This is a genomic window from Maribacter taeanensis (assembly GCF_047345145.1).
Classification (GTDB): Bacteria; Bacteroidota; Bacteroidia; order Flavobacteriales; family Flavobacteriaceae; genus Maribacter_C.
Genome location: NZ_JBLFER010000002.1, coordinates 1,297,053 through 1,318,756, shown reverse-complemented (window position 1 = coordinate 1,318,756; position 21,704 = coordinate 1,297,053). Strand labels below are relative to the sequence as shown.

The 21,704-nt window shown below is 38.7% G+C and carries 21 protein-coding genes and 1 pseudogene; 16 read left to right on the top strand and 6 right to left on the bottom strand.

The window, feature by feature from the left end; genetic code table 11:
• The 11 genes from ACKWCD_RS11540 to ACKWCD_RS11490 all read left to right on the top strand — a co-directional run.
• The coding region (locus ACKWCD_RS11540; RefSeq protein WP_413984107.1) for a hypothetical protein at positions 1-396 on the top strand (396 nt) is incomplete at its 5' end.
• 329 nt (positions 397-725) lie between these two features.
• The gene (locus ACKWCD_RS11535; protein ID WP_413984106.1) at positions 726-1,160 is read left to right on the top strand and encodes an RrF2 family transcriptional regulator; all 435 of its coding nucleotides are present in this window, start codon (positions 726-728) and stop codon (positions 1,158-1,160) included.
• 45 nt (positions 1,161-1,205) lie between these two features.
• Positions 1,206-3,017, top strand: a complete 1,812-nt coding sequence (locus tag ACKWCD_RS11530) for a cbb3-type cytochrome c oxidase subunit I (RefSeq protein ID WP_413984105.1) — start codon at positions 1,206-1,208, stop codon at positions 3,015-3,017.
• Positions 3,018-3,021: 4 nt separating this feature from the next.
• On the top strand, positions 3,022-4,029 hold the full coding sequence (locus ACKWCD_RS11525) for a cbb3-type cytochrome c oxidase subunit II (protein WP_413984104.1): 1,008 nt from the start codon (positions 3,022-3,024) through the stop codon (positions 4,027-4,029).
• 5 nt (positions 4,030-4,034) lie between these two features.
• The gene (locus ACKWCD_RS11520) at positions 4,035-4,262 is read left to right on the top strand and encodes a hexameric tyrosine-coordinated heme protein (RefSeq protein ID WP_413984103.1); all 228 of its coding nucleotides are present in this window, start codon (positions 4,035-4,037) and stop codon (positions 4,260-4,262) included.
• 5 nt (positions 4,263-4,267) lie between these two features.
• Positions 4,268-4,537, top strand: a complete 270-nt coding sequence (locus ACKWCD_RS11515) for a hypothetical protein (protein ID WP_413984102.1) — start codon at positions 4,268-4,270, stop codon at positions 4,535-4,537.
• Positions 4,538-4,541: 4 nt separating this feature from the next.
• Entirely contained in the window at positions 4,542-4,964 is a 423-nt protein-coding gene (locus tag ACKWCD_RS11510) for a cytochrome C (RefSeq protein ID WP_413984101.1), read from the top strand.
• Positions 4,964-5,335, top strand: coding sequence for a group III truncated hemoglobin (locus ACKWCD_RS11505; RefSeq protein ID WP_413984100.1), 372 nt, complete (start codon positions 4,964-4,966; stop codon positions 5,333-5,335). Before ACKWCD_RS11510 ends, ACKWCD_RS11505 begins: the two co-directional genes overlap by 1 nt.
• Before the next feature lie 7 nt (positions 5,336-5,342).
• Positions 5,343-5,795, top strand: a complete 453-nt coding sequence (locus tag ACKWCD_RS11500) for a hypothetical protein (RefSeq protein ID WP_413984099.1) — start codon at positions 5,343-5,345, stop codon at positions 5,793-5,795.
• Between the two features lie 14 nt (positions 5,796-5,809).
• Complete coding sequence (locus ACKWCD_RS11495) at positions 5,810-6,271, top strand: hemerythrin domain-containing protein (protein WP_413984098.1); 462 nt, start codon at positions 5,810-5,812, stop codon at positions 6,269-6,271.
• Positions 6,272-6,283: 12 nt separating this feature from the next.
• Positions 6,284-6,586 (top strand): cupin domain-containing protein, encoded by a 303-nt coding sequence (locus ACKWCD_RS11490; RefSeq protein WP_413984097.1) that lies wholly within the window; start codon positions 6,284-6,286, stop codon positions 6,584-6,586.
• 355 nt (positions 6,587-6,941) lie between these two features.
• Here the strand turns inward: ACKWCD_RS11490 and ACKWCD_RS11485 are convergent, their stop codons facing one another.
• From ACKWCD_RS11485 to ACKWCD_RS11470, 4 genes are all read right to left on the bottom strand, one after another.
• Complete coding sequence (locus ACKWCD_RS11485; RefSeq protein WP_413984096.1) at positions 6,942-8,321, bottom strand: hypothetical protein; 1,380 nt, start codon at positions 8,319-8,321, stop codon at positions 6,942-6,944.
• A 564-nt stretch (positions 8,322-8,885) separates the two neighbouring features.
• Positions 8,886-10,238 carry a TlpA family protein disulfide reductase gene (locus tag ACKWCD_RS11480; protein ID WP_413984095.1) on the bottom strand — a complete coding sequence of 451 codons (1,353 nt, stop codon included), beginning with the start codon at positions 10,236-10,238 and terminating at the stop codon, positions 8,886-8,888.
• A gap of 116 nt (positions 10,239-10,354) precedes the next feature.
• Positions 10,355-11,074, bottom strand: a complete 720-nt coding sequence (gene rpiA / locus ACKWCD_RS11475) for a ribose-5-phosphate isomerase RpiA (protein ID WP_413984094.1) — start codon at positions 11,072-11,074, stop codon at positions 10,355-10,357.
• A 205-nt stretch (positions 11,075-11,279) separates the two neighbouring features.
• Positions 11,280-12,821: an IS1182 family transposase gene (locus ACKWCD_RS11470; RefSeq protein WP_413984093.1), complete on the bottom strand. Its 1,542-nt coding sequence runs from the start codon at positions 12,819-12,821 to the stop codon at positions 11,280-11,282.
• Positions 12,822-13,170: 349 nt separating this feature from the next.
• On the opposite strand from ACKWCD_RS11470, the gene ACKWCD_RS11465 reads away from it, so the two are divergent.
• Positions 13,171-15,531, top strand: coding sequence for an ABC transporter permease (locus ACKWCD_RS11465; protein ID WP_413984092.1), 2,361 nt, complete (start codon positions 13,171-13,173; stop codon positions 15,529-15,531).
• Between the two features lie 117 nt (positions 15,532-15,648).
• Here the strand turns inward: ACKWCD_RS11465 and ACKWCD_RS11460 are convergent, their stop codons facing one another.
• Positions 15,649-16,083, bottom strand: coding sequence for a DUF3788 family protein (locus tag ACKWCD_RS11460; RefSeq protein ID WP_413984091.1), 435 nt, complete (start codon positions 16,081-16,083; stop codon positions 15,649-15,651).
• A gap of 101 nt (positions 16,084-16,184) precedes the next feature.
• Complete coding sequence (locus tag ACKWCD_RS11455) at positions 16,185-17,312, bottom strand: glycoside hydrolase family 26 protein (protein WP_413984090.1); 1,128 nt, start codon at positions 17,310-17,312, stop codon at positions 16,185-16,187.
• Between the two features lie 94 nt (positions 17,313-17,406).
• Between ACKWCD_RS11455 and ACKWCD_RS11450 the strand changes: the two genes are divergently transcribed.
• The 4 genes and pseudogenes from ACKWCD_RS11450 (at position 17,407) to ACKWCD_RS11435 (ending at position 21,699) form a co-directional block, all read left to right on the top strand.
• Complete coding sequence (locus ACKWCD_RS11450) at positions 17,407-18,138, top strand: HAD family hydrolase (protein WP_413984089.1); 732 nt, start codon at positions 17,407-17,409, stop codon at positions 18,136-18,138.
• A 1,019-nt stretch (positions 18,139-19,157) separates the two neighbouring features.
• Positions 19,158-19,565: pseudogene (locus tag ACKWCD_RS11445) on the top strand (DUF1348 family protein).
• Between the two features lie 39 nt (positions 19,566-19,604).
• Positions 19,605-20,885, top strand: coding sequence for an acetyl-CoA C-acetyltransferase (locus tag ACKWCD_RS11440; protein WP_413984088.1), 1,281 nt, complete (start codon positions 19,605-19,607; stop codon positions 20,883-20,885).
• 10 nt (positions 20,886-20,895) lie between these two features.
• A complete protein-coding gene (locus ACKWCD_RS11435; protein ID WP_413984087.1) occupies positions 20,896-21,699 on the top strand; it encodes an MOSC domain-containing protein in 804 nt (267 codons plus the stop codon).
• Positions 21,700-21,704 lie beyond the last annotated feature (5 nt).

The window sequence follows — 21,704 nt, the reverse complement described above, 5'->3', positions numbered from 1 at the left end:
GGTTCGCACCATCCTTTTGACTTATCAACAATATTCCAAGTTATGAGTCTCCCCCAGACCCCCTCTTTTCAACATCATCATCATAATAGATTTCATCTATGCAACAAAACTAAAGGCCGTCGCGGTTCCCTTTTTTTGATGCTGTACTTCACCACAATATCCGGGCTTGGTAAGGCGTATAAAAAAGAGGCCCGACAGGGTCCTGGTTTATGCCGCCGTCCACGAACGGATGTTGTTATTTTGCTATCTAAAAAAGGGGATTGTGGCGGGACGGGAGGTGCATATAAAATGGGGATTGAGAGTACAGACCCGACTGGAAGCGTTACAAAATACAATTCGAGAATTCGGGTTAAAAAAACCGAATCCAAAATCCAATATCAGTGTTTGAACATTTAACGGACGTAAAATCATGTAGGTTCACTTAATGGTATCGTAAGGAGGGATTCAAACTTTGCCCTCGAGACCAAGGATTTTAATTTCGACACTATTTTAGAATATTCAAATTGGGGGGTACAAATTTTTCTTGCAGTTCTTTATCTTTCTATTGGTTATAACAATTTCCTAAACTTGCATACTTTCTTATTATTTTAACTATAGCCAATGACCTAAGCTTATCATATTTATCTAAAAAATCTTCTTTAAGGTTAAACCGAAGCATTTAAAATCGGATAAATTTGTCCTATTTAAAACATAATCCTATTTTTATAATGATTTAAAGACCGACTATGTTTTCAAAAGCATGTGAATATGCTATAAAGGCCTCAATCTACGTTGCTTCTCAGTCCCTTGAAGACAAGCGTGTGACATTGAAAGATATTGCCGCTGAAATAGATTCGCCTGTTGCATTTACTGCTAAAATTTTACAACAACTGGTAAGAGATGACATTATGCAGTCGACCATGGGGCCGACAGGCGGGTTTCAAATTGAAAAGAGCAGAATAGACGTCATTCGATTGGCGGAAATAGTTCATGCTATAGACGGAGATGAGATTTTTACACGTTGTGGCCTGGGCTTAAAACAATGTAATGCAAAAAAACCATGTCCAGTGCATGATAAGTTCTCTGTTATACGTGATGATTTGAGACGAGTAGTGGGAAATATCAACTTATTTGAACTTGCAAGCGGTTTATATGTAGGCTTAACATTTATTAAAAGATAAAATATTTAGTATTATATAGGATAAAAAGGTCTAACACTCCAACTAATGAAAAAACGATTACTTCTTTTAACCACTTCATCATTGTTTCCGATTATCGCCGCTGCCCAAAGTGAACCTATATCCACGGAGAATTGGCTTCAGAGCCCAGGTATTATCGGAACAATCATTTTGTTACTTATCGTATTCTTTTTAGCGGTAATTATACTGCTTTACAGGTTTAATTCATTCATAGATAAATACAAACGAAAACAACTTAAAAAGAACGAACTGGCATTTTCTGAGGAGATATTGAATTTGAATGAGGATGAAATAGATGTTATTCTAGAGAAACGAAAGAAAGCATTAAAATATAATTTAGAGGGTTCTGAGCTTGGAAGTGATAAAGAAGTGTTTGATAAAAAGGGCTTGATTTCCAAAGTTACAAATGAGCCAGACAATCCATTGTTTGACGAAAAGAAAAAGACGCTTTTAGGCCTTGAGACTCCAGAAGAGTTAAAAAAGATTATCATTTACTATTTAAGTGCTGCTGTAATCTGGTTAGTATTTGGAACATTGGTGGGCCAATACTTGGGAATGAAATTCGTTTGGCCGGAAATGGATAGCCAATCTTGGCTGTCCTTTGGAAGACTTAGACCTGTTCATACCAATACGGTTTTTTGGGGTTGGGCTTCTCTAGCAATGATAGGGCTCGGCTACTTTGTTATCGCCAGAACGTCAAATACTAAAATCTTTAGTTATAAAAATGCACGTATCGCATGGGTACTTATCAATGCATCATTGATAATAGGTAATCTCTCGCTTATGGCCGGCATAAACAATGGTGGAGGTGAATACAGAGAGTATGTGTGGCCCATTATGTTGCTTTTTGCCATTGGCCTTATCTTGACTTTTCACAATTTCTACAAGACGGTTGCCACTCGAAAAATATCGGAAATCTATATCTCTAATTGGTTTCTATTGGCTGCTTTGGGTTGGACGATAATATTGTCCACGATTGCCTATTTGCCATTTTATCAAGACGGCTTGGGAGAAACCATCATACAAGGGTATTACATGCACATGGGGGTTGGTATGTGGTTTATGACCTTTACGCTTGGTCTGGTGTATTATTTCTTGCCTTCTGCGTTGAACAAGCCCATATACTCCTATTCCCTGGGCGTATTGGCCTTCTGGACACAAATGTTGTTTTATACCCTAATTGGCACGCATCATTTTGTTTTCAGTCCACTCCCGTGGTGGCTTCAGACCGTTGCTATTGTGTTTAGTGCGGGTATGTTTATTCCAGTAGTTGCTGGTACTACCAACTTTTTTATGACTATGAAGGGTACATGGAATAATATTTCTAAAAGTTATGTGCTACCCTTCTTTTTAGTGGGAGTTGTATTCTACTTTGTAGGTTCTACTCAAGGTAGCTTTCAAGCATTTCGGTTTACCAATTACGTATGGCACTTTACGGACTTTAATGTGGCCCATTCACATATGACCATGTATGGCATTATCACTTTTTTACTATGGGCGTGTATTTATTCCCTTATTCCAAAGCTTACCGGCAAAGAACCACCTCAGGCATTTGTGGGAGCTCATTTCTGGATGGCGTTTATAGGTCTATTCGCTTATATGATGTCACTGATGGCGGGAGGAACTTTGAGAGGGTTGAGTTGGATTGAAGGGAATGCATTTATAGAATCTGTGATACTAATGAAACCGTATTGGTTATGGCGTGCCGTGGGAGGATCCTTTATGTTTCTCTCTCATTTAATATTCGCTTATAACTTCTATTATATGGTCAAAAAGCGCCAGGTTATCGGTTCCATGGATATTCTAGTTGAAGAAAAACTTAACACACAAAATCAGTAAGGAGATGTTAGACTTTCATAAAAATCATAAGAACTTAGTTGTTACTGCCCTTACTGTATTTGCGGGCCTAAGTATTATCATTGCCGTTCTACCCGCTTTTCAAATGCAGGATTTCGAGCCGTTGCCAAATCAACCGGGCATGACCCCAAATGAATCCGCTGGTTTAAATATTTATGTGGCCGAAAATTGTGCCGCATGTCATACCCAACAGGTTCGGAATATCGAAATGGACAATGTCTGGGGAGAGCGACCTTCTATTCCATCGGACTATTATTATAGTAAGAAAAGATTGGGTTTTTTGCGTCAATCTCCCTCGCTCCTGGGAAGTGAAAGAACTGGACCAGATTTGACCAGCGTTGGAAAACGCCAGCCTGGAAAGGAATGGCATTTGCTGCATCTATACAACCCAAGAATCGTGGTGAAAGAATCTGTTATGCCATCATATCCTTGGCTTTTTGAAGAATTGGACTCAACATCGGTTCGTGAAAATGATGTGCTTGTTCCCGTTCCTGAAAAGTTCTTGTCCAAAAAAGGGAATAAAGTTGTTGCTTCCCAAGAGGCCATTCAATTGGTATCCTATCTCCAAGCATTGAAACAAACCCCGATGCCCGATGCCTCAACCGTAGGTTTTATCCCTTCGAGTAAAATAAGTGAGGATGGCGAGAGTGAAACAGGTGGGAAAGCTACCGTCAATGGAGAAAACCTATACATGCAGGTTTGTGCGGCATGCCACCAACAGGATGGTCAAGGTCTAAAAGGGGCTTTCCCTCCCCTGGCAGGAAGTGATGTCGTTAACGACCCTGATTATGATTTAATGGTAAAGATAATTTTACAAGGCTATGATGCGAGGAGTGAATATGGACAGATGCCAGGCTTCGCGGAACAGCTTGATGATGCTGAAATTGCAGCCATTGTAAATCATGAGCGCACAAGTTGGGATAATGAAGGAGAAGTCATTACTGAAGATGACGTAAAGCGGATAAGAGATTTTGTGATGCAATTAAACCAATAGAACATATGGAAACAAAAGAAGATTATTTACCAAGTTTAATTACTAATACTCCCTTTGAAGGCAGACAGTTGGCAATTACTTTAGCGCGGAAATCTGTCGGAGCCATACAGCCTGATACGGAAATCAAACAGAAATTACGTCCTATTTATGCAGAAGACCCTGTTTCTCTCATAGCATCTGCACAAGTTATTGCAACAGAATTTCAAACTATTGCTGCGGCAAATAATTACTGAAAAAAATGAAAAAAGTCATCTATTCTCTAGTTTTCTTTCTGGCACTAGGCTTAAATACGGGCTACGCTTGTGACCTGTGTAAAAAGAATCAGCCGAAAGTATTGGAAAATATAACCCATGGCACGGGACCTACAGGAACAATTGATTACATCATTACGTGGTCTGCCATTATCATGGTTGGGTTTACACTTTTTTATAGTGTTAAGTACCTAGTTAACCCTAAGGAGAATGACCCAAATCATATTAAGAACAGCATTCTAAAAAGAGATTTTTAAAGCTATGGAAGATAAGAGAGTTATAAAAGTTTTTCTAGATGAGGAAGACGTTCCTTTTGCTGAGTTTTCTCCTCCGGTTAAGTTCGTTTTGGATACTACAAAAATTCCCGATGGCAAACACAATTTAAAAATCATAGCGAAGTCTTCAAACGGTGTTGAAGGCATTAAGAACATTCCTTTCGAAGTACGTAACGGGCCTGCGATTGTAGTTGTTGGCCTTGAAGAAAATGAAGTTATTGATGACCAGATTCCAATTACCATTAATGCTTACGGTAGCGAGACCAAGGATGAATTTGTAATAACGGGTTCTGAAACACCAAAGGCAATACCTGCTTGGGTATGGGCGCTTTTGATCCTATTTGCAGCTTTTGGCCTGTTCTACCTTATCATGTACTGGGGCCCACAATTGTATAAATCATTTGTTTGATGCTAAAAGAAATTGAAACCAAAGAAGATATCGAACTCATGGTGGATACCTTTTATGCAAAAGTCAGGGAAGATGCTCTTTTAGGAGAGATTTTCAACAATGTAATTCAAGATAACTGGCCAGAACATCTAGGTAAAATGTATCGCTTTTGGCAAACTGTGCTCTTACATGAATCTTCGTATAGAGGTAATCCGTTAGCTCATCACATAAACCTTCCTATTTCAAAGGAACATTTTAACCGTTGGCTTGAGCTTTTTTATATAACATTAAATGAAAATTTCACCGGCCATAAAGCGGGGGAGGCAAAAATGAGAGCCGCGAGAATAGCAGAGATATTCCAGGCAAGAATATACCAATATAATCAAGAGTAATAAATCCATGAAAAGAAGAATTGCCATTCCGGTTATAATCTCCCTCCTATGGATAGGGTTTGTCGCGGCAATTAGTTTTATGGAAGCGTGGCTTAAATTCAGAGCTCCCGGGGTTACTTTAGAAATAGGTCTAAGTATTGGTAGGCTGGTATTCAACGCTTTAAACAAAGTGGAATTGTTGTTTGGAACCATTCTCCTGATTCATTCCATTTATTACCTGAAAGAAAGTGCCAAACCAATGATCCAGTGTTTGCCACCCATTATTATTTTGGTAATCCAGACCCTTTACGTTCTGCCGGTTTTGGATTTGAGAGCTGAGACAATTATAGCTGGAATAAAGCCCGAACCTTCGTACATGCATTTCTATTATGTCGTTTTAGAGGCAATCAAAGTCATCTCACTAATTCTTATCGTAGTAACGAATTTTAATTTATCAAATAGCGAAAAAAATACTTTTTAAAAAAAGCCGCACCTATGAGCAAGCAACCCTTAAAAAGACATAAAGCACTTATTCCGCTGAGTCATGACCATCATCATGGACTTCTTTTGTGTTGGAAGATAAGAATGGGGTTTTCAAAAAAAATTGAGTTGAACCGTATAAAAAGATATGTTGATTGGTTTTATGAAAATCATATCAAACCGCATTTTGAATTAGAAGAGCAGCATATTTTTCCCATCTTAGGTAATCATGATGAGTTGGTAAAAAAGGCAATTGCCCAGCATAAAAGCCTGATAAAACTATTTACTGACAACGAAGATGTGGAAGAGTCTTTAAAGGCAATAGAGAAAGAACTTTCCCTTCATATCCGGTTTGAGGAAAGGTTTCTGTTCAGTGAGATTCAGAGGGTCGCGACAGAGAAACAGTTAGCATCACTATATAAGTCTCATAAAGAAAAAGAATTTATTGAAAATACTTCAGATGAGTTCTGGTTATAAATTAAAGTCGCAATGATTATAAAACAGATAAAAGAAGAATTAAAATTAGCAAAAAAACCAATTGCAAAGTCCCTGCATCACAATACCTCCTTTCGTGTCTTAGTGCTAGGATTTAGAAAAGGAATGGTGATGAAGTCGCATACGGCAAAATGGCCCTCTAAATTAACGGTATTAGAAGGCTCAGTAAGCTACCAAGAGGAGAAGGAAAATACCGTGCTTAATCAATATGATGAGTTCGAAATTCCTGTAGGGATTACACATTCTGTGGAAGCCAATGAAGACAGTCTTTGTTTACTGACGCAAAGTGATGACTGAGAGGTAAAGTTTTTCTGTATTCGCATTCGACGCTCTGGGTTATAGTTTTTGTGTTTGGCAATGCCATTGTTTTAACCCAATCCTTTGTTAAAACAAGTCAAAATGATTTCTTAGATCGACTGTAGAAATTTTTCATATTAATGAATTTTCTTGTTTACCTATTTCGTTGAAGTAAATTCTCGTAGGGTGAATTCATTGGATTCTTTTAAAGGACGCATCCTGCAATTTTGAAATTGACATGCGAGACACACCTTAAGGTGTGTAAATCCTAAATATAAAAAGCACCACTTCACTTAGGTGAAGTGGTGCTTCGGCAAAACACTACTCATGAATATAGAGTCAGTCTTTTAAGACATTAATTACGTGGGGAACCTATTTGAGTTCCTATTACACTTTCAGACGGCTGCGTAATAACTGGGCAATTAATTATAGCACCTGTTGCGGTTAACAAATCGGATAACGAGTTTGCTAAAGGATTTTGGTTTATATTCCCTCTAAAAGGAACCAAAGTACCATCAGCCAAAAGATCATTTATTTGTTCAAAACTTCTAAGAATAGGACGATCAGCCTCTGGTATTGTAAACTCTGTAATATGTGCATCCCACATTGGCGCATAAGATGGGTCTCTTGGGTCAATCGGGAACGTATTTGTCGGATCTTGTACTTGTCTATCACTTAAAGAAGCAGCATTTAAACCTTGTACTCCGAAACCATCACCATTATCAAAAGTTCTACCATTTGCTGTAGGACTAAAAGGTAGCATTGAACCTCCTGGGAATAAACCGAAGGTTGGTAAATTGTTTAATCTTGGCGCATATACCCCTAGCTCGATTGTAGCAGGTCCTGGATTAGAGGTATCTGTCACAATATGGAAATAATAAGGCTTTCCGTTTTGCCATCCATCTAAAAGCTGCATTACAACTGAAGCCTGATTTCTATCTAGGTTTGGATTGTTTTGATCATCCTCATCTGCTTGACTATTTCCATCTGGATTAGGGATTCTATCGTGTATTCCAGTACTATTTGCTACTAGCTGTGCATTAATCACAACGTCAGTGTCTGGCAATACTACATAAGATGACCAGTTTTCATCCGCGATAGCACCAGGAGTAACGGCTGCAGGAGGAAATCCTACCAAGAGGCCATCTTCGCTTGTGCCACCAGGTGTCAAAGATCTTTTAGGAGAAAAATCTACAGATCCTTCAAAAATAAGCCTACCATCGTCGGTCCATTGGGAGTTTTGCTCCCCATTGGATCCTATCGCATCTGCCATTCTAGGAGCGTAAATAACACCAAGTAATCTGGCAAGGCCTCTGTCAGATGCCTCAGTAATTATATAATGCGCTTCTCTTTGACCTTCAGGTGTAGTCTCCCACCCCTGAAACATTGGAAATCTAGCGGTAGGACCAGCTGGTACAATAGATCTATCTGTACGAAAATCAATCCCTAAAACACTCGGCAAAAACACATTTTCCTCAGCTGTAAAGCTAAGTGTCGGATTATTTGCGTCATAAGGAATTCCTCCATCGGCTTCAATACTAGCTAATAATAGACCTGCTGCATCTACCATCATGGGGCTGGTACCATCTTCGCCGTCTGCACCATCCTCACCATCCGCACCATCGACCCCATCAACTCCATTGATTCCGTCAACACCGTCCTCACCGTCTTCACAACTTGCAAAAAATATACCTAAAGATAATATTGCGACATATACTAATTTAATTTTTTTCATTTTCTTCTTTTTTTATGATTATTAATTTTTTTAAATTTTAATGGCCAATTAAAAGTAATTACTAGGAATTATCTCACACGTAAAACCATCGATATGGAATTTTAAATTCACGTATTCAATTGTCAAATACCAATTATACTAGCTAATAGGGTACTAGAAAACACATGTTAAGGTGCGCAATTCTTACAGTATTTTCTTCATAAAAACGAATCAAAAACAAACATCTTTATATATTATTTTTCAGATATTTATTGTTGTCTCATTTATAAATTCAAAATTAGACCATAAGAATAGAGGGAAGAGTGGTGTCATTTCCTTTCTAATTGTATAATTTCCCTTTTTTGCTTGATGATAGGTAAAGCCCCATAGTATTAATAGGATATTGATCCCTGCGTGTAGAGGTTGTCAGGTCCTTTCAACTGATCTAACCTTGACGAAACGACTGCGGCTGAAATGTAGAAGAAATAGAATCTAGGCTAATAGCCAATAATTAAGTAACCGATATATTAAAGAAAGATACATATTATGGGGATGGACCATCTTGTAATCATCTAAAGACCTCTATTATTCCACTTCCTTTTCTAATAATGTTTTCAATTCACCAGATGATGGTTTTGGAGCGGAAACAGATATTATCTTGCCCTTATCATCAATTAGCAAATAATTGGGCAAACCCATTATTTTATAGTCTTTCATGATTGAGGATTCTTCAGCTTTGTCTGCAATAAGTTGATTTCCCTCAAAATGATGTTTTGTTAAATATTCTTTCCATTTCTGCTTGTCTTGATCTATTGAAATTGCGATAAATTCGATATTTTTATTTGCCATCGATTTTTCGATTTCCTTTAAATATGGCATTTCGATTAGACATGGTTTGCACCAAGTTGCCCATAAATCAATAAGCACATATTTTCCTCTAAAATCGGATAGTTTGACAATTGTTCCTTCGCGATCTTCATATTCGAATTCTGAAGCAGTTATTCCTGTTGTTATTGTTCTCCGTTTTTGTACCATTTCTTCGATACTTATGCTATAATTGTCAATTGAATTATTTGATTTAAATAAATCCAAATTAGACTTAGCACCTTCTACGCCTTTCATCATAAGTTGCGTTCTTAATGCTCTGAACATTAGATAGCTTTTAACTTGATTTTGGTCAATTTTGTTTATCTCTTCTAATTGATAACTTATAATTTCTTCAATATTCATTGTATTCATATCTCTTCCTTCCTCCTGTATTCTTTGACTAGGTAAGCTCCATCTCGCAGCATCCAGAAGATCTAGGTACTTGGGTGATTTCATAAAGTTGTCGCTAAATACTATTTCGTTTTTGAGAGGTGATTTTCTTCCTACCATATTTTTGTTGGATAAATCTATTTGTTGCAGTTCGGCAGTAAGGTTCATCGACTCAACCTCTTTGACAATTGAGGGTAACTGTTTATTTTTTTCTAGAAAATTATGATAATCTTGTTTCAATATTCCAGAAAGTGAATCTAAGAAGAATGATATTTGAGTACTATCTATATTTTCAATAGAACGTGCTCTTAATTTCATTTGTTTATCCTTTAAGTACGTATTGACAGGGTCTTTGAAATTGCTATAAAGAGAGGGATTGAAATTTTCAAGGTCAATATCCATATGTATGGTATCTCCTTTGGGAACATAGAAATAGCCCCGACTAAATTTTGCGGCAACACCCCAAAAACTATTGTTGGTATTTTTTGGCAGCATTACTTTGAACTTTCTACTTTCAACAGGGATCACTTTAAATACTGTATCGCTATAGAATAAGATAGACTCGACTTCATCGGATTGCATATTCCCGATAATGGTAGTGAAAGCATTTTCAGTTCGACTTTCTTCCTGACAACTTCCTATTAATATTGCCAAGAAAAGGATAGCTAGTTTTATTCTCATTATTATATTTTTTCTCTAAATACGAAGTTAACGAAATACCATTATTCAATAATAAATAAAGAAAAACCCTAAACCAGGTTGTTGGAAAAATCTGCCAAGAATTAAAGGTATGATTCCTAATCTATTAAGTTAACGTCTAACTTATGAAAATCATCATTTTTAAGAATAACGGTGGTCTGACCTTTTCCCATTAGAACAATATCGGTCATGGAGAGAAAAAGGCCCGTTTCTACAATTCCAGGAATCTTGATGAGGGTATGGTCTAGACCACTAAGATCTTCACATTGGGAAATATCGACATCAACAATGTAATTTTTTTCATCTGTTATAAATGGACTGCCTTCCAATTGTCTTTGGATCGGTTGTAAACCCATTTTACTCAATTTATTTATAATGTTTTGGGTTGCGAAAGGAATAGTCTCTACGGGTAATTTAAATTTGCCCAATTTATTCACTTGTTTTTCCGAATCGGCTATTATTATATTTAGTTTTGAATTGTGTGCAATAATTTTCTCCCGCAATAAAGCACCACCACCGCCTTTTATCAATTGCAGTTTGTTATCAAATTCGTCTGCTCCGTCGATATTAATATCTAAATATTCTACTTTGTCTAATGTGATTAATGGAATACCTACTTTACGTGCAAGCTGCGCTGTTTTCTCTGAAGAAGCAATACCTTTAATGGTTAGGCCTTTTGCGACAGCTTTGCCGAGCTCTTGAACCATGTATGAAGCCGTCGAACCTGAACCCAACCCAACTACCATTCCATTTTCTACAAAGGTAATTGACTTGTAAGCGGCCAGTTGTTTTTCTTTTTCTAGAACATTTGTTTCCATGTCTGAATTTATTTCAAACTAAAGGTAGCCAATAGCTTTCTGAGGTTCACAGAAATCACTCTATCTAAATAAAAGATACCGATCTTCTTTAGGTACTTAATGTAACCTTCATTTTAATAATCCCAATTATAATCTGTCTCCTAAAACGTTCGTGGCCGTTGCAGAAGTGCTCTGTTCGTATGATATCGACCCGAGTAGGCTGTTTTTACGGAACCTTAATGAGAACCGGTCTCGGTTGGATTTGCAGGAGAAAAATGGTCAGGTTGTCTTGTAAGGTATTTATAATGGTCCTTATAATGCCAAGGGAGGGCTTCCTTCCCCCTTTCTTGAGGTACTTTTTCAGGTTGAAGGCGATTGCCGCCATGAGCATGACCTTGTGAGCACCGGCCTTGCCCAGTACGTCTATTTTTCTCAGGCCGTAGAACTGGGTCAAACTACCGAATACGGGCTCCACCGTACTTTGTCTCAGCTTTTTCATTCGTTTGCCCCTTTCACTGTGCTGTCGGGCGTATGCCCTCAAGTATTGTTCATCATAGATCGTTCTGGTGATTTTTTTGCATTTTGTATTCGGCACACATTGGGATTTCATGGGGCAGGCCTTGCAGTCTTTCGGTGCCGCCCAATAGCATTTCAGGACGCTACCGTCCCGGTTGGTGCGGAACCCCTTGAAAGGTATTGGCCTGTTCATCGGGCAATTGTATTCGTCCTTTTCCTTGTTGTAGGGAAAGCCTTCTATCTTGGGTTTGTACTTCCCGAAAACGGGTATCCATCCTGTAACCTTCCTTTGTTCGAGAAAATCGTAGTTGGCGCCATTGGAATAACCTGCGTCCGCGAGGAAATCCGTCATTATCAGCTCGTTCTTCCTTAAACGGTTCTGAATCTGCAGGCTGATATCGGTCAGGTACTGGCTGTCCCTGCCGTCGGCAAAGTCGGCCTGGATATGCGAGATGACCCCTTCTGCGGTATCCACCGCCATACTGCAATGGTAGTTCAGCTTTCTGGCCTTGCCCGGTTTTACCGATATTCGGGCATCCGGGTCATGGGGGTTGTAGTGTGTCTTGTTGCTCAGCAAGCGTGCCTTTTTGTGGGATGCACCCATCAGTTGCACCGGACTGTCCCGCAGGTTTCTGTGGTGTTTCTCCACACGCTTCAGCTCATGCTCTGGAGCGGAGATACGTGAGGGGGAAGCAGTCCTCTCATCTTCTTTAGCGGTTCCCCCGTTCTCTTCCGACACTTTCTTCAAGTGGTCGCCTAAGGAGTTTGCAGGCATTTTCGGCACCACGCTTTCCATGGACGCGTTCGCCTTTATCGGGGCCGAATCCACCGCTTGGGTATGGCCGGATACCATCCCGCTGTCGACGCACAGGGCAAATACCTTGTTGAACAATTTTTCGAAAAGGGATTCCGGGTAAAGTTGCCTCGTCCTGCTTATCGTCGAGTGCCATGGCAGCTCCTCGTCCAGGTCATAGCCCAGAAAGAAGAGCACGTCCATCCGCATGCAGCAATGTTCCATCAGTTTTCGGTCGGAGGTGATATTCTCAAGGTATCCCGTGATCAACAGCTTGAAAAAGACCACGGGGTCGATCGAGGGGTTACCTGTCTTGCCATAAAGTTCCTTAGTATCCCTGTAAAGAAAACTTAGGTCGAGTGTTTCACGTAGCCTTCTGTAAAGATTTTCCTTTGGGATCCGGTCCGATAACCGGAAGCTGAGGAAGAGTTTTTCGGTATAGTTCTTTTTGCCTTGCATACCTTTAATTTACCAATTTCCGCACTTTGGTAAAAGCAAAAATTGATGTTTATCGGAGTTGTGCAACAGCCACGTTCGTTTTATTAGACTCTTTCTTTATATCAATCGACCACTGGCTAATACCAAGCTTTTATGGTAAAAGCTATGTGTACAATTAGTAGACGTTTGGTGTAAATATTTTTTACAGTAAAATCGAAGTATTTTTATTAAATTATCTGTAACTAAATGATATTGAGACACTTGATAACTTGGCATAATTTTAGGCAATAAAACAATATCCTTTAGGATGTTTACATTGAACTTACAATAAAGATACCTCTAGCTTACTCATCAACCTAAAACGAGAATCATGTTTATAAACTACCTAAAAATCGCTTGGCGACACCTCTGGAAGAATAAAGGCTATAGTGCTCTCAATATTTTTGGATTGACTATTGGTATTACTTGTGCTAGTCTTATTTTTTTGTGGATAGAAGATGAAGTGAACTTTGATAATATATTCCCTAAACAAGACCAAACATACCATATCACGGTCAACAGTAATTTTGAAGGGGAATGGCGCACTTTCGGCCAGACGCCCGGGCCTCTGGCGCAAGACTTAAAAGATGAAATACCCGAAATCGTAGGGGCTGCAAGAGCCTCTAGCGGGAATATGTTATTTACTATTGGAGAGAATGCCGTGAAGAGGAGAGGTAGTTATGTAGATATAGATTTTATCGATATTTTCAGTCTTCGTTTTGTAGAAGGAAATGCTGAAAATGCTCTTAATCGACCGGATGCTATCGTGCTAACACAAAAGACCGCTTCGGACCTGTTTGGCGAAAACACTACAGTTTTAGACAGGTCAATTCAGGTTAATAACAAGAATAATTATGTAGTCACGGGTGTTGTCGAAGATTTTCCAGAAAACACGACTATTGGGTTTGATTGGTTAGCACCTTTCGAACGGTTTAATGAGGGCGAGGACAACGAATGGATGAAGGGTTATGACGCTAATTTTACCAATACTTATGTGGAGCTTACTCTAGGGGCTGATTATATGGCCGTAGATGCCAAGGTACGTGAGATACTTTCTAAAAAAGTGGAAGATCCTCATTCCTACTTTTTCCTCCATCCCATGAAAGATTGGCACTTACGCTCCAATTTTGAAAATGGGGTAAAGGTAGGTGGACAAATTGCTTTTGTTCGTTTAATGGGCGTTGTTGCTCTTATCATTTTACTGATTGCCTGTATCAATTTCATGAACCTTTCTACGGCACGAAGCGAAAAAAGAGCCAAGGAGGTAGGGCTTCGTAAGGTACTGGGATCGGATAAAAAAAGGTTGATTTCGCAATTCATAGCTGAGGCTTTGACGACTTCCAGTTTGGCGGCCGTGGTAAGCGTAGTCTTATTACTGTTGTTATTGCCTCAGTTCAATATCCTTGTTGAGAAACAGCTGGAACTCCGGCTTTTAGATTTTACACATTTATTTTCACTTCTGGGTATAACCTTAATCTGCGGCCTTCTGGCGGGTTGGTATCCGGCGTTTTATCTTTCCTCTTTTAGGCCTGCTGAAGTGCTTAAAGGTGTTAAGTCCAAACAAGGTAGTGCAGCTGCAATACGAAAAGGGCTTGTTGTTGCTCAATTTACTGTTTCGGTTGTATTTATAATAAGTACGATTATAGTATATCAACAAACACAACATGTGAAGGGCCGAGATTTGGGATTTACAAAGGATAATCTGATCAAGATGCCTGTAAGTGGGGATATGATTAAAAATTTCGATCCCATAAGAAACGAACTGATCGCTTCGGGCAGGGTTGAGAATGTAGCTCTTATCAGTACCCACGTTCTGTCCGATGGCTACAATGGAACGAATTTACAATGGCAAGGTGGCGTAAATACTGAGGACGTGCTTATTTCCTTTAGGCATATCAGTTCTGATTTCTTCAAGACCGCGGGAATGGAAATCGTCGAAGGTCGTGGTTTCAGTAAAGATGTTTCCAAGGATAGTACGAACACCTTGATTTCCCAGTCTTTTGCAAAGTTAATGGGAGAAGGAAGTGTATTGGGCAAAACGGTCCTTCGATATGGTACCACCTATAATGTCATAGGAGTTGTCAAAGATTATTTATATGGTGATATGTATGGAACAAGCGATCCGGTTATGTTCTTCAACGAACCTTCCTATGCTCAATTAATGTACGTAAAAACCAAATCAGGTACGGAGATTACTAAAACCTTGACCGTTATGGAAACAGTAATGAAAACGTACAACCCTGTTTTTCCATTTGAATTTGAGTTTGTTGACGAGTCTTTTAATTCGAAGTTCAAAAGTGAAAAAATGATGGGCAGCCTTTCCCAAATATTTGCCATACTTGCTATCATTATCTCTTGTTTGGGGTTATTTGGCCTATCGGCCTATACCGCGGAACAGCGTCGAAAGGAGATTGGAGTACGCAAGGTTTTGGGAAGCAGTGTAACAGATATTGTAAAACTCTTGTCCAAAGACTTTTTGAGTCTAGTATTGATGGCCCTACTAGTTGCCGGTCCTATTGCTTTGTGGGTAATGAAAAACTGGTTGGAGGGCTTTAGGTATCGCATTGAAATCAGCCCTTGGGTATTTGCCCTTGCAGGCCTTGTTGCTATTGGCATTGCACTATTAACAGTAAGCTTTCAAGCTGTAAAAGCTGCTTTGTCCGACCCAGTTAAAAGTTTAAGAACGGAGTAGTCTCATAAACCGCCAATTAAAAGAACTAAGCGAAGGAATAAGTCAAGTACCAAGAAACGGTCGTTTAACGAGACAACTCAGAAATTAAGATTTCAAAGGTTTGAATAAATGACCATTTTAATAGTGTTTGTTTTTAGGTTGTTGACTTCTCTTTTCTATTAACTTTTTGATTAATGTGATAAACTTGGAAAATGATGCAATGTCATCGATTAAGAATCTCAAAGCATAGCCTTCAGAATATTTTTTTGCAGTTTTAATTTGGTCATGAAGGTCATATAAATCGTCATCAGAAAGAAAATCTATTTTCTCATGTTCTCGCAATGTTAAACTTATCAAGAAAGAGTCATTTAATGGAATGAAGTAGTATAATGCTTTTTTGCCGTCATGCACTTTCTGCATCCATCCACTACTCTTAGAAAAATTCCAATCTTTTTTAAATCTAAGTGTAAGATTATTCAATTCATCATATAAATCGTTGCCCTTACCAAGGACTTTTTTCAATGAATCTTTAGAGGGTTTTAGAACTTTGTCAGAAAAAGGTCTATTGTCCATATTTTTTTAATAATCTACAACAATTAAAGTAGCATGAGTGAAATTAGAAAAATATAGTTTTCATAATCATACTCTCACTATAACAACAATTAGGTATCCCTTTACTGAATGTCGCTACTTAATAGAATACTTTCCTTATTTAAAAATTCCTTAAAATTATTTTCTGAAGGATGTCCTAAAAATGGGGCGTAAAAAAAGGTAGTGGTATCATTGCGCCAAACCATAGTATAAGTAATACTGCTACTTCTGATAGCTTTATAAAGATTCTCTGTCCACCAGTTGTTTTGGGTTACATTTTCCAACCCTGTTTCGGTAAGAGCAAAAAGCATATTTTTCTCGATGGCAATATCCTCTACAATTTGTAAATTTTCTAGTGCACTATTTAAAAAGTTTCCATTCCTAAAATCATATACATCAATACCTAACATATCTACATATTCATCTCCCGGATAATTTTTTAAATATTCTGCACGGTTCGAAACCAAATTTGGTGCGTATATATAAAGTACATTATGCACGCCTAGGTCTTCAGACAAAATTTTAACCGTATCTCGGTATAATTGCATATACTCTTCCGTTGTTCTAAAACCTTCTCCCCAGTAAAAAAAATCCTCGTTCATCTCGTGCCAAGGCCTAAATAATACGGGTATTGGTTTTCCTTCGGAGTCTTTTAAATTATTAAACAGTTTGGCTACTCGTTCTAAAAGGTCTAAAAAACGAGGTCTAAATTCTCCATTTTCCAGCATTTTGGAGACCACATCTTTTTTTTCACCAAAATTACCAAATGCCGAGTCATCATTTGGGTTTATAGTATGCCAGCTCATAGTAATAATACTTCCATTTTCATGTGCTTCTACAACTGCGTTGGTCACTCTTTCAATAAAAGAGTCAATATCACTTCGGCCGATTAATTCAAGGTCAAAACCAGCTATTGCGGGATAGTCCCCTGCTACTATGTTGAAATCTTTATCTAGTTCGTTATCAACTGGAAAATTATTTCCGGTACCAAAAGGTTCTTGTTGTCCGAATGCGATACCTTTTTGAGTTAAGTTTTGTAATCTAGTATATAAATCCTTCGCCTCTATACTTAAATTAGCATCAGCAAAAACACTTTTATTTATTTCGGGCGGGATTCTTTCGGCATTTGGGTCGAATAAATTTTCATCATCGGTACTACAACTAACACAGAAAAGAATACTAAAAACTACTCTTATTATATTTCTTATCATAATGTTTATTTCATTTTGTGGAAACAACTATAATAAGTTACAATTTACATGCCATTATCATATACTCATCTAATTTTAACTAAATTCGAATGGTATGATAAAAGCCATTATTTTTGATTTAGACGGAACGCTTATTCAGACCGAAGTACTTAAGGCATCTTCATATGCCAAAGCGGTCCATTCCATTACCAAAGGAGAAATAACGGAAGCGCAAGTACTTGCTGTTTTTGGAAAATATGTGGGTCTTTCAAGAAGCGAGGTTGTAGAAGGTGTTTATAAAGAATTTTTATCGGCATTTCAAAAGCACCTATTGGGCCTCGATTCGGATACCATCCAGAAAATCATTATTGAAACAAGACTATCGATCTACCATAAAATGTTAAAAGATGAGAACCTCTTGTCTAAGCATTTTTGCCCTTTTAATCTAGACCTTTTGCATAAAGTAAGTAATGACGATTTTCATGTGGTTCTGGCGACCATGTCTCATTTAAAGGAAGTGGAAAGAGTTATTACCCTTATGGGGATAACCGATAAACTTGACTTTATACTTACACGGGATGATGTTGCTGAAGGAAAGCCAAGTCCGGAAATTTACCTAAAGGCCAAAACCAAATTGAATCTAAATGCAGATGAATGCCTGGTTATCGAAGATTCAACAAATGGCATTAAGGCCGGACTAGATGCCGGCATGCATGTTTTTGCCGTAACCAATGATGTCACGCGGGCGTCTGTACATTCAAGTAGACTTCTGAAACCAAAATACATCATTGATAACCTAGAAGAACTAAATTCGATAATCTATGGTTTTATAAATACTAATATGTAAGTTTTTTATAAACGCCCTGGTTGCGAGCAGTACTTTTTCGCTCTATTTTATAACTACTATCAAAATAGATTTCGCCGTCCTTAAAAAATAATAATTCTAAGGTGTCCTATAAAACTCGATGAATTACATTTGGGTATGTTTTTTGGGACTAGTTGATTATATCATTTCTATAAATACCATGAAAAAACCCTTCATATCTTTTAAAATATTTATTAAATAGGAAACATCTTCAAAACTCGTTCGAAATGCGATTTCCTCGATTAGAAGAGCTGTAGGTTTTAGCAACATTTTGGCTTCCAAAAACAACGCGTTCAACAATAATCTGTGATGGGGATTTGTCCAATATCGTGTTACTGGTCGATTGTTTAGTGCTTGCGAGATAAAACTAAAAAACTCTAACGAAACCCAACATTTTCAAATTTGCTATCCTGACTGTGCCGGTCAAAATAAAAGCGACATCTTATACTCATTGAAATTTTTCCAAAGCTTTTTTCTTCATATGTCAAAATACGAACGAATGCAGAAGTAAAATGCATCGGTGAAAATTGTCCATTTATTGGAGTACATCCTCCATCCCCTTTGCCTTGAAAGTTGACAATCTTTGCCAAGTCGATAATGATATAAAAAATTAGAAAATCATGAAACATTAAAGACACATGGTATTTTCTTGGGTTTTGACTATAAGCCCCTTATCATTTACGCAGGTACAACTCGTTGATGAACATAATATAGCAATAGGCGGTTACGACGTTGTTCTTACTTTTCGAATACCGCGGTACAGGGATATCCCAACATAACCGCAGTACATAATTAAGGTGCGGTACTTTTTCGCGACAAAAGAGAATATGGGCGTTTTGTGAAAGTACCTGAAGTATATCTACAGCAGTTTGGTGGTTATTGTGTTTGGCGAGTGAGTGCAAAAGAGACCAATTTCTCAATTAACCCCGAGACCTTTGATTTAGTTGACGGTTAATTTTTATCTCGTTTTCAACAGCCCTTTTGACTGGGAACATTTGAATATGCTTGACCCTAGGAAAACGGAAACAATAAAGTTGTTGACCTTGGCAAGAGTAAAGGCTGCAGAAGATACCAAGAAAAGCAAAGGTTCTTTAGGAGTATCAAGAGCATATACCGTAGATCCCGAATTGAGAAACAGAATCGACTTTCTCAACGGATGGGAAGAAGTTCAAGCCTTCCTTGCTAATAAAGGGGACAATGAACTCGATTATAAATTGAAAAAGGAATTTTAGGGTTTTAGCTGAAACCGAATCGCCGTTAGGTTCAAATATGATTTCAGGAACAAAGAAGGTCAGAGGTTCAAGGGCTATGGTAAAGAAAATTGGCAATTCGGTTTGAGCAGATTGATGGTGAAAAGATATACCAGCATTAATAATCTGCCCATTACAGAGGCGGAAAGAAAATTATAGAATTCATTGGTAGCGATTCATTTAAAATAAAAAAAGAAGATGAGAAATAGCAACAAGAAGGTCGCAATAATCGGAGGAAGCAGAATTGCTTTTGCCAAATCGTTCACCCAGTATGCCCGCACCGGTAATAGTGAACTGATGACCGCCGCCCTAAATGGGTTAGTCGAAAAATATCAACTTGAAAACAAACGATTGGGGGACGTTGCCCTCGGCACGCTCATACACTATCCAGGGGAATGGAACTGGGCCAAAGAAAATGTATCGAACACACGCTTGGATCCGCATACCCCAGTGCATTTCATTTCACGCGCTTGTGGTACCAGTTTGGACGCTGCCAATACCATTGGTCTGAAAATCGCAGCCGGACAAATAGAATCCGGAATCGCAGGAGGCAGCGATACGAATAGCGATGTTCCCCTTACAATAGAGCAAAGCTTGACCCATGATTTGATGGACATTAGAAATGCCAAGTCCTTTGGCAAACGCTTTTCAAAATCTCTCCAAACAAGATGGTTGGATTTATTAAAGCCGATTTACCCTGATGTTCGCGAACCAAGAACAAAATTGAGTATGGGCGAACATACCGAATTGACAGTAAAGAACTGGGACATCTCTCGCTCTGCACAAGACGAATTGGCCTACCATAGCCATAAAAATACGGCGAAAGCCTATGAACAGGGTTTTTATGATGATTTGATAGTGGAGTTCAAAGGTATTAAAAAGGATACCATTTTACGGCCGAACACCTCTTTGGAGCAATTGGCGAAACTAAAACCGGTTTTTGACCGCAGCGCAAATGGAAGTCTTACTGCGGGCAATAGTTCTTCTTTTACCGATGGTGCCGCTACAGTTTTTCTTTCCTCGGAAGAATATGCAATAGAAAATGGGCATTCCATTCAGGCCTACTTGGTAGATGTACAAAATGCAGCTTTCAATTATGTAGGTGGAGAAGATCTACTGATGGCTCCTACACTTGCAGTGGCCAAATTATTAGAAAGGAACAATCTTAAATTGCAAGACTTTGATTTTTACGAAATACATGAAGCCTTTGCTGGGCAAGTGCTTTCCACACTCAAAGCTTGGGAAAGCGACACTTTTTCAAAAGAACATTTGAATGCCTCCAAAGCATTGGGTAGCATTGACAGAAACAAATTGAATATTAAGGGCGGTAGTCTGGCGATAGGACATCCGTTTGCCGCAACGGGCGCAAGGGTACTTTCCGGCGCTGCAAAAATATTGCAAGAAAATGGTGGGGGCAAGTGCCTGATTTCCATTTGCACCGCAGGTGGTATGGGTACCGCTGCGATCATAGAAGCTTAAGAATTGGAAAATGAAAGCACCATACATCTCGAAAATACGTTTATATCCAGTTAAATCGCTAGACCCCGTTGAAGTTAACGAGGCCGAAATCGGTATTCGCTCGTTAAAACACGACCGGGCTTTTGCCATGGTAGCAGAAGATAGGCGCTATGTAAACGGAAAACGAACTGGTAGGGTCAATCAGCTAGGAACTACCTACGATCTTGACAAACGGTTAATTTCGTTAACACCAACAGCTTCTGGCATAACGCAAACTTTTGAACTTAGGGAAGGTAATAAAGAACTGAACGGGTATTTAGAAAATTACTTCAAGATAAAATTAAAACTCTACCATCGCACCAAAGGGGAGCTGATGGATATTCCCGGTGCAAGTAGCGTAACCATTTTGGGCGAGGCTTCCTTACAATCGTTACATGCCGACCTATCGGGACATACCCTCGAAGATCTGCGTTTGCGTTTTAGGGCGAATCTGGAACTTTCAGGTACGTCGCCCTTTTGGGAGGAAAACTTGTTCGAAACCCCAGGGACGGGGGTTCGTTTTAAGGTTGGTGATGATGTTGAAATGATAGGCATTAGTCCGCGCGCGCGGTGCAACGTACCACCAAGAAATCCTCTAACCGGCGAAACAGATAAATCCTTTGTAAAAAACATGATCAAAAGTAGAGCCAACAGTCTACCTGAAGATAGTACCTTGTCCACTCATGGAGAGCACCTGTATTACCTATCGGTGAACACTTATTTGTCAGAAAGCGAGGTAGGCAAGTTAATTACCTTGGGAGATACTATTGAAATCATTGATACAATCTCTTTATAAACGTT